Origin of the sequence: Nocardiopsis codii, assembly GCF_036327455.1 — a bacterium.
In the GTDB taxonomy this organism is placed as follows: domain Bacteria; phylum Actinomycetota; class Actinomycetes; order Streptosporangiales; family Streptosporangiaceae; genus Nocardiopsis; species Nocardiopsis codii.
Genome location: NZ_JAUZMY010000013.1, coordinates 24,359 through 38,838, shown reverse-complemented (window position 1 = coordinate 38,838; position 14,480 = coordinate 24,359). Strand labels below are relative to the sequence as shown.

11 protein-coding genes and 1 tRNA gene are annotated in these 14,480 nt (G+C 67.7%); 7 read left to right on the top strand and 5 right to left on the bottom strand.

Annotated features, from left to right (window positions below; all coding sequences use genetic code 11):
- Positions 1-29: 29 nt before the first annotated feature.
- Positions 30-1,463, top strand: a complete 1,434-nt coding sequence (gene pyk, locus Q8791_RS14680) for a pyruvate kinase (RefSeq protein ID WP_330092253.1) — start codon at positions 30-32, stop codon at positions 1,461-1,463.
- A gap of 124 nt (positions 1,464-1,587) precedes the next feature.
- Here the strand turns inward: pyk and Q8791_RS14675 are convergent, their stop codons facing one another.
- The 3 genes from Q8791_RS14675 to Q8791_RS14665 form a co-directional block, all read right to left on the bottom strand.
- Entirely contained in the window at positions 1,588-2,547 is a 960-nt protein-coding gene (locus Q8791_RS14675) for a DUF1266 domain-containing protein (RefSeq protein WP_330092372.1), read from the bottom strand.
- Positions 2,548-2,756: 209 nt separating this feature from the next.
- Complete coding sequence (locus Q8791_RS14670; RefSeq protein ID WP_330092252.1) at positions 2,757-3,557, bottom strand: helix-turn-helix domain-containing protein; 801 nt, start codon at positions 3,555-3,557, stop codon at positions 2,757-2,759.
- Between the two features lie 96 nt (positions 3,558-3,653).
- A tRNA-Leu gene (locus Q8791_RS14665) sits at positions 3,654-3,730 on the bottom strand.
- 156 nt (positions 3,731-3,886) lie between these two features.
- On the opposite strand from Q8791_RS14665, the gene Q8791_RS14660 reads away from it, so the two are divergent.
- From Q8791_RS14660 to Q8791_RS14640, 5 genes are all read left to right on the top strand, one after another.
- Positions 3,887-4,450 (top strand): ANTAR domain-containing response regulator, encoded by a 564-nt coding sequence (locus Q8791_RS14660; RefSeq protein ID WP_330092371.1) that lies wholly within the window; start codon positions 3,887-3,889, stop codon positions 4,448-4,450.
- Between the two features lie 330 nt (positions 4,451-4,780).
- Positions 4,781-6,340, top strand: coding sequence for a branched-chain amino acid ABC transporter permease (locus tag Q8791_RS14655; protein WP_330092251.1), 1,560 nt, complete (start codon positions 4,781-4,783; stop codon positions 6,338-6,340).
- Between the two features lie 12 nt (positions 6,341-6,352).
- Positions 6,353-7,342, top strand: coding sequence for a branched-chain amino acid ABC transporter permease (locus tag Q8791_RS14650; protein ID WP_330092250.1), 990 nt, complete (start codon positions 6,353-6,355; stop codon positions 7,340-7,342).
- Positions 7,332-8,201: an ABC transporter ATP-binding protein gene (locus Q8791_RS14645; protein ID WP_330092249.1), complete on the top strand. Its 870-nt coding sequence runs from the start codon at positions 7,332-7,334 to the stop codon at positions 8,199-8,201. Before Q8791_RS14650 ends, Q8791_RS14645 begins: the two co-directional genes overlap by 11 nt.
- Positions 8,198-9,055, top strand: a complete 858-nt coding sequence (locus Q8791_RS14640) for an ABC transporter ATP-binding protein (RefSeq protein WP_330092248.1) — start codon at positions 8,198-8,200, stop codon at positions 9,053-9,055. The genes Q8791_RS14645 and Q8791_RS14640 overlap by 4 nt, the downstream gene beginning before the upstream one ends.
- 293 nt (positions 9,056-9,348) lie before the next feature.
- On the opposite strand, the gene Q8791_RS14635 is transcribed toward Q8791_RS14640, so the two are convergent.
- A complete protein-coding gene (locus tag Q8791_RS14635) occupies positions 9,349-10,596 on the bottom strand; it encodes an ABC transporter substrate-binding protein (protein WP_330092247.1) in 1,248 nt (415 codons plus the stop codon).
- A gap of 500 nt (positions 10,597-11,096) precedes the next feature.
- Positions 11,097-11,525 carry a PaaI family thioesterase gene (locus Q8791_RS14630; protein ID WP_330092246.1) on the bottom strand — a complete coding sequence of 143 codons (429 nt, stop codon included), beginning with the start codon at positions 11,523-11,525 and terminating at the stop codon, positions 11,097-11,099.
- A 118-nt stretch (positions 11,526-11,643) separates the two neighbouring features.
- On the opposite strand from Q8791_RS14630, the gene polA reads away from it, so the two are divergent.
- The gene (polA, locus tag Q8791_RS14625) at positions 11,644-14,460 is read left to right on the top strand and encodes a DNA polymerase I (protein WP_330092245.1); all 2,817 of its coding nucleotides are present in this window, start codon (positions 11,644-11,646) and stop codon (positions 14,458-14,460) included.
- Positions 14,461-14,480: the final 20 nt, after the last annotated feature.

Genomic DNA, 14,480 nt, shown 5'->3' with positions numbered 1-14,480 from the left:
CATCCCCCAGACGCTCTAAAGTGATAGGCGTGACACGTCGAGCAAAAATCGTCGCGACCCTCGGTCCGGCCACGTCGAGCACGGAAGTACTCCGCAAGCTCGTCGACGCCGGACTCGACGTCGCCCGCATCAACCTCAGCCACGGAACCCACGACGACCACAGCGCCAGCCTCGCCAACCTGCGCGAAGCCGCTGAGTCAGCACAACGAGCAGTCGGCGTCCTCGCCGACCTCCAAGGACCCAAGATCCGCGTCGGCACCTTCCCCGACGGACCGGTCGAACTCGAAGCCGGAGACGAGTTCACCGTCACCATCGACGACGTCCCCGGCGACGCCACACGCGTCTCCACCACCTACAAGGGACTCCCCGGAGACGTACGCCCCGGAGACCGCGTCCTCATCGACGACGGCCGCGTCGTCCTCGAATGCACCAAGACCACCAGCACGGACGTCCACACACGCGTCATCTACGGCGGAACGGTCTCCAACCACAAGGGACTCAACCTCCCCGGCGTCTCCGTCAGCGTCCCCGCACTCACCGAAAAAGACGAAGAAGACCTCCGCTGGGCCCTCCACCAGGGCGTCGACATGGTCGCCCTCTCCTTCGTCCGCAGCCCCGCGGACGCCGAGGAATGCCACCGCATCATGGACGAAGAGGGCATCACCGTCCCCCTCATCGCCAAGATCGAGAAGCCCCAAGCGGTCGAACGCCTCCAGGACATCATCGAGGTCTTCGACGGAGTCATGGTCGCCCGCGGCGACCTCGGCGTCGAACTCCCCCTCGAAAACGTCCCCATGGTGCAAAAACGCGCCGTCGAACGCTGCCGCGACAAGGCCAAACCGGTCATCGTCGCCACCCAGATGCTCGAATCCATGATCGGATCACCCCGGCCCACCCGCGCCGAGGCCTCCGACGTCGCCAACGCCGTCCTCGACGGCGCCGACGCCGTCATGCTCTCCGGCGAGACCAGCGTCGGCAAGTACCCCATCGAGACCGTCGAGACGATGGCACGCATCGTCAGCGCCGCAGAACAGGAATCCCTGCGCGCCTCGCACATCCTCAACCGGGTACCCGAGACCACAGGCGGAGCCATCGCACGCGCCGCCGCCGAGATCGGCGCCACCATCGGAGCCAAGGCCCTCGTCGCCTTCACCATGTCCGGCGAAACCGCCCGACGCCTGGCCCGCTACCGGTCACCCATCCCGCTCATGGCGTTCACCACAGAGAACTCCACCCGCGGAACCCTCTCCCTCACCTGGGGAGTGGAGACCAACCTGGTGCCCTGGGTCGACAACACCGACGACATGATCCGCCAGGTCGAAGCCGAACTCCTCCAGCTCGGCGACTACACCAAGGGCGACAAGGTCGTCATCGTCGCCGGCAGCCCGCCCGGAACCACCGGTTCCACCAACTCCCTGCGCGTCCACCGCCTCGGCGACGCCGTCGCGCTCGGAACCCCGTAGGACCCAGGCGCCCGACGACAGGCGCCCGCTGACGTGCCGCATCAGGTCCGGCCCGGAGGAACGGCGTATGAGCCGCGCCGACCACCGGGTCAGGACCAGGTGCGGCCGACGTGCATCCGGGCCCCTACGGCTCCTGGTTGGCCGCCAGCCCACCCTCGGGAATGACCCGCTCCAACGGCATGTCCCACGGCAACAGGTTCCACGGACTCCGAACCTCCTCCGTGAGCAGCCCCAACGCCGCCCACACCCGGTCCGTACCGCCGTGGTCGCCCTCCACACCCTTGTCCTGCCACAGCAGATACCCCGCGTGGAAGGCCGTCGACAGCTGCTGCCACGACGAGTACCGGCGCTGGAGGTCGGACGCCACCCGCCGCAACAGGGTCTGCGTCTCCACCGGGCTCAGCCAGTCCAAGGTCGCACCCCCGCACACCAGCCGGATGACATGGACGGACCGCCACCACTGGTACGCGCCGATGATCACCGTCTCGTCGGCCTCACCGGCCTCCGTGACCGCCCGCAACCGGGACACCTGCTCCGGGGTCAGCACAACGTGCTCGCCCGTCACCTGGCCGCCCTCGCCCTGGGGGAACCGGGACCGCGCGATCCCGCCGCCCAGGTCCACCACCAGGTCCAGCGTCGGACTCGTGTGCAGCTCGTCCAGGAGCCCGTCCACCGCGGCCAGGAGCGACTCGCGGTCGGTCACCTGCCACTGGCGTTCGAGCAGCCGCCGGTACCGGCCCCGCAGGGACGGACGGGCGACCACGTCCCAGGGCTCGGCGAGCGCCACCCGGAACGGAGCGGCCACGGCGGCGGCCCACCGCTCCGTGCTCAGCGGCGCGTCCGGGGCCTTGGTGCGGACGGTCGGGGACTCCCGGGCGCCGATGACCAGCTCCGCGAAGGAACCGGCGACCAGGGCGGCCACGGGCAGGAAGGACCAGCCGGGTTCTCCGACGGCCACGAGCAGGACGACGAGCAGCGCGAACGGGGTCAGCAGCCACGGCTGGCGGCGTTGGGAACCCCAGGCCACCACGACCCAGGCGCCGATAACCAGTGCGCCGACGATTCCGGCCACAGCGGTCAGCACCTGCTGCTCCTCTCCTGAGAACTCGTCCCTGATCTTCAAGGATCGGGGACGAGCGGTCGCTGGGGCGACCGAACCCACGGGTTGTACTCAGGTTGTGGCCGTGATGTGACCGGTTCGGCCCGCCTTGCCCCGGGATCAAGTGACAAAAGGCCTATTTAGGGTCGTACTGGCCGGGTAGCTATGCAGGTTCTGGCCCGCCTGGCCGCACCTCAGTACTTGGCCCCGACGAACTCGTCCATCCGCGCCACGGCGGCCCGCGTCGACGCCGATACGACGATCTTGTCCTGCCTCGGAGGTCGGGGGCTGACATGACCCTTCCAAGGAATCTGGAGACGATCCAGGGCACGGGTGAGCAGGTCGACGATGTCCCCGGACGCATTGGAGAACTGGTAGCGGGGATACGTGTAGTACTTCCACTCATCGCCCACTCGCCTGCGTACCTTGTTGTCGATCCGGCACCCGTCCGAGTGGATCAGGCCCCGTACGAACGCCTCGGGGTGCTCGTCCACGATCGCCTGCTGCCAGCGCTCCAGGACGATAGGTCGCTCATGCTTCTTGCCGGGGCCGAATTGGGGGAACAGGCACGGCCAGTGTTTCCAGTCGCCGTAGACCTCGGTGCACCCGACACAGTTGATCCGCCCGATCTTGTGACCGGGGAGCACCTTCGCCATGTTGGCCTCGCACTCACGGATGAGCCCCGGCCAGCAGTCGGAACAGTAGATCCGCAGCCGCCACACGTTCCTGCTCCGGTCGCCCGCGAGGTTGATTGCACCGTCGCCGAGATAGAGCCCCAGTAGGTAGCTGTATGGACCGGCTTGGGCGGGTGGGCGGGGAATGGGTTCGCAGCGGGGGCAGTCACCGTTGTCCCGGTACTTCTCGATGAGGGAACGATTCCGCTCCCAGGAACGGAGCGTTGACCGGTTGATGCCTGTACGGCGACAGACCTCGCTGTAGGAGATGCCGGAGTCGAGCATGGATACCGCCGACTGGCGGACGTGTGATGAGTACATAGCGTGAATGCTTGCTCACGCGTGTGACATTCGACCTTCTGGAGGTGTCTGTGAAAGCACCCCCGAGAGCAAGAAGGCCACCCGTGGGGGTGGCTGTGGTGCCCTGGGTGGGACTCGAACCCACACTGTACGAGGTTTGAGCTCGCGTTCTCTGCCGATTGGAATACCAGGGCTCTGAGTATTGATCAAGACATACTCTGAAGTTTTCCAGGCCGGAGGGTGATGCTCGGCCAACGGTGGTGTCACGATTGGCGCGCATGCCGGTCCCGACGCTCAGCATCCTAGCGGATCTCTGTAACCTCGTGTACGTGACGAGGACGCAGAGCCGTGTGGTGATCGCGGAAGATGAGGCCCTGATCCGCCTGGACCTCAAGGAGATGCTGGAAGAGGACGGTTACGCCGTCGTCGGCGAGGCCGGGGACGGGGAGACCGCTATCCGGCTTGCCCGGGAGCTCAAACCCGACCTGGTGATCACCGACATCAAGATGCCGGTGCTCGACGGCCTTTCCGCCGCCGAGCGCATCGCCGGGGAGCGCATCGCCCCGGTTGTCATCCTGACCGCCTTCTCCCAGCGTGAGCTGGTGGAGCGCGCACGGGACGCCGGGGCCATGGCCTACCTGGTCAAGCCCTTCAACAAGTCCGATCTCGTGCCGGCGATCGAGATGGCCACCTCCCGCTACGCCGAACTGGCGGCGCTGGAGTCGGAGGTCGGCAACCTCCAGGACCGTCTTGAGACCCGCAAGCTGGTCGAGCAGGCCAAGGGGCTTCTCCAGAGCCGCCATGGGATGAGTGAGCCCGAGGCGTTCCGGTGGATCCAGAAGAATTCGATGGACCGGAGACTGACCATGAGGAAGGTCGCCGAGACGGTCGTCGAGACCCTCGGGGGGCAGTAGGCCGACCAGGCCGACCCCCACGACGCTGAACTGGGGCCGCACCCGACCGGGTGCGGCCCCGGCGTCGTTCCGGGGGTGTTGCGGGCGGGGAGCAGGTGGGGAGCGGTGCGCCGGGGGTCGGAAACGAGGCGAATGGTCACCGTCAATGGGTAGTGAGTACCAGTTGGATCTCGTTTGCGCACAATGGGGTGACGGTTGGGTCACGTGGCTTTAGCCGTGCTGAATGATCAGCCTAAACCGGGCTAAACTCGCCGCACCGAACAGCAAAGGACAAGCGGTGCCGAATGCTCACATTTGGTGCCGCCACCCTCAGATGCGCAAGGAGCGCGCGTGCGCACACGTCTCGTGACCGTGTTGCTCGCCCTGATCACCGCCATCCTGGTGATCCCCGGGCCAGTGGCAGCGGCAGACGAACAGGGCGGTGAAGCGCTGCACGGTCGGATCCTCAACCCGGACAACCGCGATCAAGGTGTCGAAGGCATCGGGATCACGGTCTACGACGGTGAGGACGAGATCGGGGCGGCGGAGACCGACTCTGATGGAATGTGGGAAGTGGAGCTACCCGAACCGGGTACCTACCGCGTAGTGGTGGACCAGGAGTCCGTCCCCAGCGAGTTCGTCGTACGAGAGGGCATCGTCGTCGACGGCGAGACCGAGGTCGACGTCGAGGCCGACGATCGACGTCCCCTCATCGTGGCACTGGAGGGCGTGGGCGCCGATGAGGGCGGCGCCTCGGCGACCCCCTCGGACGACGCGTCCGACGACTCCGGCGGCGAGGCCGCGGGGGAGGACGGGGCGATCGCGCCGACGACGGGCGGTGGCAACTCCTTCGGTGCGAAGTTCCTCCAGTTGACCGTGTCGGGGATCCTCTTCGGCCTGGTGATCGCGATCTCCGCGATCGGCCTGTCGTTGATCTTCGGTACGACGAAGATGATCAACTTCGCGCACGGTGACATGGTGACCTTCGGTGCGATGGTCGCGTTGCTGTTCAGCACGGGTGCGGCGGGGTTGGGCAACTCCCTGTTGGCGATCTTCGCCGGTATCGGGATCGCGGTCCTGATCGGCGGGTTGTTGGAGAGCAGGCTTCCCCGGACGACGTTGATCGTCGCCCAGTGGGTGGCGATCTTCGGCGGTATCGCGCTGGCGACGACGCTGGGGGTCATGGGCGACTCGATCCAGTGGCAGGTGCCGCTGTGGTTGGCCGCCGGGATCGCCGTGGTGATGGGCGCTGTCCTGGGCGGGACGATGGAGCGGTACATCTGGCGTCCGTTGCGGCACCGGAACGTGGCGTTGATCCAGATGTTCATCGTGTCGATCGGTCTTGCCCTGATTCTGCGCCACGTGATCCTGGTGATCTTCGGTGCGGGTCGTAACCGTTACGCGGGTTACCAGATCCAGGAGCTGGTCCAGTTCGGTCCGGTGGCGATGGCGCCGCGTGATCTGGTGATCATGGGTGTGGCGATCGCGGTGCTGGTGGCGGTGGCGTGCCTGTTGCAGTTCACCCGGATCGGCAAGGCGATGCGCGCTGTGTCGGACAACCGGGACCTGGCGGAGTCGTCGGGTATCAACGTGGACCGGGTGACCCTGTACGTGTGGGGTCTCGGCGGTGGTCTGGCGGCCCTGGGCGGTGTGCTCTACGGGCTCAACCAGGTGGTCGAGTACGAGATGGGCTTCCGCCTGCTGTTGCTGATGTTCGCCGCGGTCATTCTGGGCGGTCTCGGCACGGCGTACGGCGCGATGGTCGGTGGTCTGGCCGTCGGCCTGGTGGCGATGCTGTCCACCCTGTGGTTCCCGTCCCAGCTCATGCAAGCGTGGGCTCTGGCCCTGATGATCCTCATGCTGCTGGTCAGGCCTCAGGGCCTGCTCGGTCGGCGCGAGCGGGTCGGCTAGGAGAGGTAGACGATGGACATCCTTTCGATCCTCGCCGAATCAACCCGTTCGGCGTTCGGTCCGATCGCGGCGATCTACGCGCTCGCCGCCATCGGTCTCAATATTCATTTCGGTTACACGGGCCTGCTGAACTTCGGTCAGGTCGGTTTCATGCTGGTGGGCGCGTACGGCGTCGGGATCAGTGTGGCGGTGTTCGATCTTCCGCTGGCCGCCGGTTTCGGTGTGGGCCTGTTGTGCGCGCTCGTGTTGGCGTTGCTGTTGGGTATTCCCACGTTGAGGTTGCGGGCGGACTATCTGTCGATCACGACGATCGCGGCGGCGGAGGTGATCCGTCTGGTGTACCGGGCGGGTTTCGCGGAGCCGTTGACCGGTGGTGCGTTCGGTCTGCAGAACCTGTCGGCGGATTTCCGGACGCTGAACCCGTTCGAGGCGGGTGAGCGGTACGGGTTCGGTCTGTTGGCCTACAACGGCAACCACCTGTGGGTTCTGGTGGTGACGTGGGGTCTGGTGGCTGTGATGGCCGGTCTGACGTGGATGTTGATGCACAGCCCGTGGGGTCGTGTGATCAAGGGCATCCGTGAGGACGAGGACGCGGTTCGCAGCCTGGGCAAGAACGTGTTCGCGTACAAGATGCAGGCGCTGGTGCTGGGTGGTCTGATCGGTTCGCTGGCGGGTTGCATGCTGGCGGTGTACCAGGCGTCGATCCAGCCGGACCAGTTCAAGCCGCAGGTGACGTTCTTCCTGTGGGTGATCCTGTTGCTGGGTGGTGCCGGGCGTGTGTTCGGGCCGATCCTGGGTGCGATGGCGTTCTGGTTCCTGATGACCTTCACGGACGGTGTGCTCCAGGGCATGGGTGCTCTGGGGTGGCTGCCGTTCCTGGACAGCCCGGACTACGGTGCGATTCAGCTGGCTTTCGCCGGGTTGATGCTGGTGGTGCTGATCGTGTTCCGGCCGCAGGGCATCATCGGCGACCGTAAGGAGATGTTGGTCAATGTCAAGTGACGAGGCGAACGTCGGCGCGGGTGTCGACCGGATGGTCGGCGCGGAGCCGGTTCCGGGTTCGGTGAAGTCGGATCCCATCCTGGTGGCTGATGGTGTGCGTCGTTCGTTCGGCGGTCTGACCGCTGTGGACGTCGGGCATGTGGAGGTGCAGCGGGGGACGATCACGGCGTTGATCGGTCCGAACGGTGCGGGTAAGTCGACGCTGTTCAACCTGTTGACCGGGTTCGACCGGGTGGACAAGGGCCGGTGGACGTTCGAGGGTCGGGCGATCAACGGCAAGCGCGGGCACCAGGTGGCGCGTGCGGGGATGGTGCGCACGTTCCAGTTGACCAAGGCGCTGACCCGTATGACGGTGTTGGACAACATGTTGTTGGGTGCGCCGGGTCAGTTCGGTGAGCGGATGGCCGGTGCGTTCCTGCGTCCTGTGTGGCAGGGGCAGGAGCGGGTGAACACGGCGCGTGCGCTGGATCTGCTGGAGCGTTTCAAGCTCATCGACAAGCGTGACGACATGGCGGGTTCGCTGTCCGGTGGTCAGCGGAAGCTGTTGGAGATGGCGCGCTCGCTGATGACGGATCCGAGCATGATCATGTTGGACGAGCCGATGGCGGGTGTGAACCCGGCGTTGGTGCAGTCGTTGTTGGGGCATATCACGGCGTTGCGCGACGAGGGCAAGACCGTGTTGTTCGTCGAGCACGACATGGACGTGATCATGGGCATCAGCGATTGGATCGTGGTGCTCGCGCAGGGGCAGGTGATCGCTGAGGGCCGTCCCTCGGACATCCGCGCCAACCAGCAGGTGATCGACGCCTACCTGGGTGCCCAGGAGGAGACGGTCGAGGCCCAGGGGAGTGACGAATGACTGAGAACGGTGATCTGAGGCCGGGTCCGGACGAGGTGCCGGCGGAGGCCGAGGAGGCGGCCGTGGCCCAGGAGCACCGTGAGGAGGTCCTGGAGCAGGCGAGGGCGGAGGCCGTGGAGGTGGGTGGTCCGGAGGACTACCTGCTGTTGGCCCGGGATCTGGTGGCGGGTTATGTGCCGGGGGTGAACATCCTGAACGGGTGCACCCTGACTCTCACCGAGGGTGAGGTCGTGGCGATCATCGGTCCGAACGGTGCTGGTAAGTCGACGCTGATCAAGACGATCTTCGGGTTGATTCCGGTGCGTGAGGGCGGTCTGACGCTGCGGGGTGCGAGTATCGCGGGTCTGCCGGCGCACAGTCTGGTGGAGCGCGGTGTGGGGTATGTGCCGCAGACGCAGAACGTGTTCCCGTCGTTGAGTATCGAGGAGAACCTCCAGATGGGGGCGTATCTGCGGCCCCGTTCGTTCGCGGAGCGGTTCGGGGTGGTGGCTGACCTGTTCCCGTTGTTGGGGGAGCGGCGTAAGGCCAAGGCGGGTTCGCTGTCCGGTGGTGAGCGCCAGATGGTGGCGATGGGTCGTGCGTTGATGATGAACCCGTCGGTGCTGTTGTTGGACGAGCCGACGGCGGGTCTGTCCCCGATCTACCAGGAGGAGGTGTTCCAGCGGGTGAAGGAGGTCAACGAGACGGGTGTCTCGGTGGTCATGGTGGAGCAGAACGCCCGCCGGTGCCTGCAGATCTGTGATCGGGGTTATGTCCTGGACCAGGGCCGTAACGCGTACACGGGTTCGGGTGGGGATCTGTTGAACGATCCGAACGTGATCGAGCTGTACCTGGGGACGCTCGCGAAGGGCTGACCGGGGTTGTGGTGTGGGGGCGGGGCCTGGTGGCTCCGCCCCTTCGTCGTGTGCGGGGGTTGTGCGGGGCCGGGGGTGGTGGGTCGGGTGGCGCCGTGGGGGTGGGCGCTGCTCCGGAGGGGCCGGTGGGTGTGCGCCGGCGGGAGGTGGCGGGGCCGGGTGTGTGGGCGCCTGTGCGGGGTGCTGGGGGGCGTGTGGGGGGAACGGGAAAGGCGCCCCGGGTGGTTCCCGGGGCGCCTTCGTGGTGCCGGTCGTCGGGGGCGGGTCACCGTGCGGTGTCGCCACTGTGGGGGTTAGCCCTCGACGGAGTGCTCCTCGTAGGCGAGGATCTCGTGGCCGTCGTCTCCGAAGTGGAAGATCTCGAAGGTGGCGGCGGTCGGGTCGCCGTTGTCGTCGAAGTCGATGTTGCCGCTGACGCCCTGGTAGTTGATCTCCTCACCGTCGGCGAGGAGGTCGCGGCACTCTTCGAAGCTGCCGCACTCGGTGCCCTCGGGGCGGCTGATGTTGGGCAGCTCGGCCACGTAGTCGGACGGGGCCACGCTGTCGGCGGCCTCGGCGGCCAGGGCGATGGCGGTGACGCAGTCGTAGACCTGCGGGGCGAACTGGAAGACGTCCAGGTCCTCGTTGAAGGCGGTCAGGCCCTCGGTGAACTCGGGGTTGTCCGCGCTGGGCGCCACGCCGGTGATGCCGTTGACGCTGTCGGGGTCGTCCGCGTTCACGGTCTCGCCGAGGCCGGTGTCGTTGAGGCCGTCGGTGATGAAGAGCTGGTCGCCCCCGATGCCGGACTCCAGGAGCTGGGCGATGACCTGCGCGCCCTCCTCGAAGGCGATGAGCGCGACGGCGTCGGGCTCGTCCCCGCTGACCGCGTTGACGACGGAGTCGAAGGTGGTCGCCTCGGGGTCGTAGGTCTCGTTGACGGTGACCTGGGCGCCGAGGTTCTCCAGTTCGGTCTGGAGGCCGTCGGCGTAGCCGCGGCCGTAGTCGTCGCCTCGGGAGACGATGGCGACGTTCTGGTGGCCGGCGTCGGCGATGGTGCGGGCCATCACGATGGAGGAGAGGGCGTCGCTGGGCGCGGTGCGGAAGTAGTAGCCGCCGTCCTCGATGTCGCTGAGCTCGGCGGCGGTGTTGGAGCCGGAGCACTGGACGATCTCGGCACCGGTGATGGTGTCGTAGGTCGCCTGGGTCATGCCGGAGGCGGCGGCGCCGATGACGGCGTTGACCTCGTCGGCGACCAGGGCGTTGGCGGCTTCGTTGGCCTGGGCGTTGTCGCCGGCCTCGTCGGCCTCGACGATGGCGGGGACCTCGGTGCCGAGGATGCCGCCGGCGTCGTTGATCTCCTGGACGGCGTACTGGGCCGCGGTGATCTGGGGCGGGCCGAGGAAGGCGAGGCTGCCGGTCTGCGGGTAGAGGACGCCGAAGGTGAACTCCTCGCCGCCGCCGCTGGCGTCGTCGCCGCCTCCGCCGTCGCTGCCACACGCGGTCAGCCCGAGTACCAGGGCCGCGGTTGCGGCGGTGAGGCCTAGGACCTTCTTGCTTGCCATGATGGTGGTCGCTCCGTTCAACCGGCGATGCACGCGTCGCGTGTCGCAGCGGTGCCGTTGTTGCGTGTGCGCCCTGATGCCCGCGGTGTGTGGCATGACTTAATCAGGAGCGTTAGCGGAGCTTAATCATGGATGTTCTACCGCGGAAAGAACATTTCGGGCGTTGGTGCCGACTCGCCGTCATGCTGTTATGGCTCTGTAGTCATCGCGGGGATCTCAGTGCTTCCGGTTGGACGGTCGGCAGCTGTACGCACACGGAAGAAAGCATTCTGTCGCGATGACCAGGCATGACGGAGCCCGACCGTCAAGGCTTGCGGTCGGGCTGGGGGAATGTCACAGGAGTTCCGGGCGGTGGCCTGAAGTGGTCCTTACTGAATTGGAGAAAACCCTTGGCCGTTATGCGCCGCGGTGTCGTGGGCGCCGTTGGCGCGGGCGCGCACGTGTTCGCGGTGCGTACTCCGTCGGCTGGGTATCCGCAGTTTCCGCCGTCCGTTCGGCCGCTACTCCTTGGGCATGTCGCGGAGCATGCAGGTGAGCCGGGCGGTGCACACCTTGCGGCCCTTGTCGTCGGTGATGGTGATGTCCCATGTGGCCAGGGTGCGGCCGAGGTGGACGGGGGTGGCCACGCCGGTGACGTGCCCCTCGGTGGCAGAGCGGTGGTGGGTGGCGTTGATCTCGATGCCGACGGCGATCCGGCCGAACCGCTGGGCGTGGATCGTGGAGCCGATGGAGCCCAGGGACTCGGCGAGGACGCAGGACGCGCCGCCGTGGAGCAGGCCGAACGGCTGGACGTTGCCCTCGACCGGCATGCGGCCCACCACGCGTTTGGCGGAGACCTCGGTGACCTCGATGCCCATGGTCTGGTCCAGGCCGCCGGCGAGGGCGCCGGTGTCGAGCATGCGGCGCAGCGCCTCGGAGTCCGTCGTCATGATGTGTGCCTTCCGATTCGGTCTAAACGAGCCCGGTCGGGGCGAATCCCTCCGGTCCGGGGGCGGGTCCTCACGGCGGTGGCCGCGAAGTGTCCGCTCCGCATCCTAGGATTCGTCTGTGGTGACGAATCGAGAGACCCCCGACCAGACATCCCAGGCCAGCGCCGGGGCGGGCAGTTCCGCCTCCGCCGGTGGCGGTGGGCGCCCCCGCCTCCTTCTCCTCGACGGCCACTCGATGGCCTTCCGGGCGTTCTTCGCGCTGCCCGTGGACAAGTTCGGCACGAGTACCGGGCAGTCGACCAACGCCGTCTACGGTTTCGCGTCGATGCTGGTCAAGTTGTTGAGGGACGAGGAGCCCACCCACGTCGCCGTGGCGTGGGACCTGTCGGGCCCGACGTTCCGCCACGAACAGTACGAGGAGTACAAGGGGGGGCGGTCCGAGACCCCGCCCGAGTTCCCGTCCCAGGTGCCCCTCACCCAGGACCTGATGCGGCTGATCGGTGTCGCCAACCTGTCGGTGCCGGGGTTCGAGGCCGACGACGTCATCGCCACCCTGGCCCGCCAGGGCGGTGAGGCCGGGATGGAGGTGCTGATCGCCTCCGGTGACCGTGACGCGTTCCAGCTGGTCACCGACTCCTGCACGGTCCTGTACCCGGGCAAGAGCCTGTCCGACCTGCGGCGGATGGACCCGGCGGCGGTCGAGGAGAAGTACGCGGTCTCCCCGGAGCGCTACCGCGACCTGGCCGCGCTGGTGGGTGAGAAGGCGGACAACCTGCCGGGCGTGCCGGGGGTGGGGCCCAAGACGGCGGCCAAGTGGATCGCCAAGTACGGGTCCCTGGACGAGCTGATCGCCCACGCGGACGAGATCGGCGGCAAGGCGGGGCAGAACTTCCGCGACCACATGGACGACGTTCTGCGCAACCAGCGCCTGAACCTGCTCGCCACGGACGTGGAGTTGGGCGCGGACGTCGCCTCGCTGGTGCTGGGCGCGGTCGACAGGCCGGGGATCGACGCCCTCTTCGACAATCTGGAGTTCGCCTCCAACCTGCGTGAGCGCCTGTACGCGGTTCTGCGGATCGATGAGGGCGGCGGCCCGGGCGAGGGCGGGGACGGTGTCTCCGAGGGGTTCTCGGTGGACGTGACGGTGGCCGGTACGGGGGAGTTGGCTGCGTGGCTGGGGGAGCACGCCGCCGCTGACACGCCCACCGACGACACGCTCACGGCGCAGGCCCCGGCGGGGCTCGCGCTGGACGCGGCCTGGGGGCGGGGGACGGGCCGGGTGGACGCGCTGGCGATCTGCGTGCCGTCCGGTGCGGCGGTGTTCGTGGACCCGACGGCGCTGGACCCGGCCGACACCGAGGCGCTGGCCGGGTTCCTGGCCGATCCTGGCCGCCCCAAGGCGGTGCACGAGTACAAGGGCGCCCTGTTGGCGCTCGGCGCGCACGGGTGGACGCTGGGCGGGGTGGTGAGCGACACGGCTCTGGCCGCGTACCTGGTGCAGCCGGGGCAGCGCCGGTTCGACCTGGCGGACCTGTGCCGCAAGTACCTGGGCCGGGAGTTGGAGGAGGACACCGCGGGGGACCAGCTGTCCCTGGACCTGGGCGGGGACGGTGGCGCGGGTTCGGGCCGCCAGCACCTGCTGGCGGTGCGCGCGGCGGCCACCCGCGACCTGGCCGGTGTCCTGGCGGCGGAGTTGGACAAGCGGGGCGGGACGCACCTGCTGGCCGACGTGGAGCTGCCGCTGGTGGACGTGCTGGCGCGGTTGGAGCGGGCGGGGATCGCGGCGGACCGCGAGTACCTGGAGGGGCTTCAGGGCGAGTTCGCGTCCGAGGCGCGGGGTGCGGTGGAGAAGGCGCACGAGGTGGTCGGCCGGGAGTTCAACCTGGGGTCGCCCAAGCAGCTCCAGCAGGTCCTGTTCGAGGATCTGGGCCTGCCGCGGACCAAGAAGATCAAGACGGGGTACACGACCGACGCGGACGCGCTGGCGTGGCTGGCGACGCAGACCGACCACGAGCTTCCGGGGGTGCTGCTGCACCACCGGGACCAGACCAAGCTGCGGACGACGGTCGAGGGCCTGATCAAGACGATCGCCGACGACGAGCGCATCCACACCACGTTCAACCAGACGGTGGCGGCGACGGGGCGGCTCAGTTCGACGGATCCGAACCTCCAGAACATCCCGGTGCGCACGGACGTGGGCCGGCGTATCCGGCGGGCGTTCGTGGTGGGCGAGGGGTTCGACGAGCTGTTGACGGCGGACTACAGCCAGATCGAGCTGCGGATCATGGCGCACCTGTCGGGTGAGAAGGCGCTCATCGAAGCGTTCAACAGCGGTTACGACTTCCACGCGCAGATGGCCTCGCAGGTGTTCGGTGTGGGGGTCGAGGAGGTCGACGGGGAGGCGCGTTCCAAGATCAAGGCGATGAGCTACGGCCTCGCCTACGGGTTGAGCGCCTACGGCCTGTCCCAGCAGCTGGGGATCGCCCCGGACGAGGCCAAGCGGTTGATGGAGGACTACTTCGCGGAGTTCGGCGGGGTGCGCGACTACCTCAACGCGGTGGTGGAGGAGGCGCGCCGTGTCGGGTACACGGAGACGATCCTGGGGCGGCGCCGCTATCTGCCGGACCTGACGAGCGACAACAGGCAGCGGCGGGAGATGGCGGAGCGGATGGCGCTCAACGCCCCGATCCAGGGGTCGGCCGCCGACATCATCAAGGTGGCGATGCTCCAGGTGGACGCGGCGATCACCGATCGGGGGCTGTCCTCGCGGGTACTCCTCCAGGTGCACGACGAGCTCGTGGTGGAGGTCGCCCCGGGGGAGCGCGAGGAGGTCGAAAACCTCGTGACGCACGAGATGGGCTCGGCCTATGCTCTGCGTGTCCCGCTGGGCGTCTCTGTCGGCAGCGGGCAGAACTGGCACGACGCCGCGCACTGAGCGGTGTTCCGGCGGCCCCG

Coding starts and splice junctions, on each gene's coding strand:
- Q8791_RS14670 (WP_330092252.1), bottom strand. CDS start 3,557: ATGTACTCATCACACGTCCGCCAGTCGGCGGTATCCATGCTCGACTCC.
- Q8791_RS14650 (WP_330092250.1), top strand. CDS start 6,353: ATGGACATCCTTTCGATCCTCGCCGAATCAACCCGTTCGGCGTTCGGT.
- Q8791_RS14645 (WP_330092249.1), top strand. CDS start 7,332: ATGTCAAGTGACGAGGCGAACGTCGGCGCGGGTGTCGACCGGATGGTC.
- Q8791_RS14640 (WP_330092248.1), top strand. CDS start 8,198: ATGACTGAGAACGGTGATCTGAGGCCGGGTCCGGACGAGGTGCCGGCG.
- Q8791_RS14635 (WP_330092247.1), bottom strand. CDS start 10,596: ATGGCAAGCAAGAAGGTCCTAGGCCTCACCGCCGCAACCGCGGCCCTG.
- Q8791_RS14630 (WP_330092246.1), bottom strand. CDS start 11,525: ATGACGACGGACTCCGAGGCGCTGCGCCGCATGCTCGACACCGGCGCC.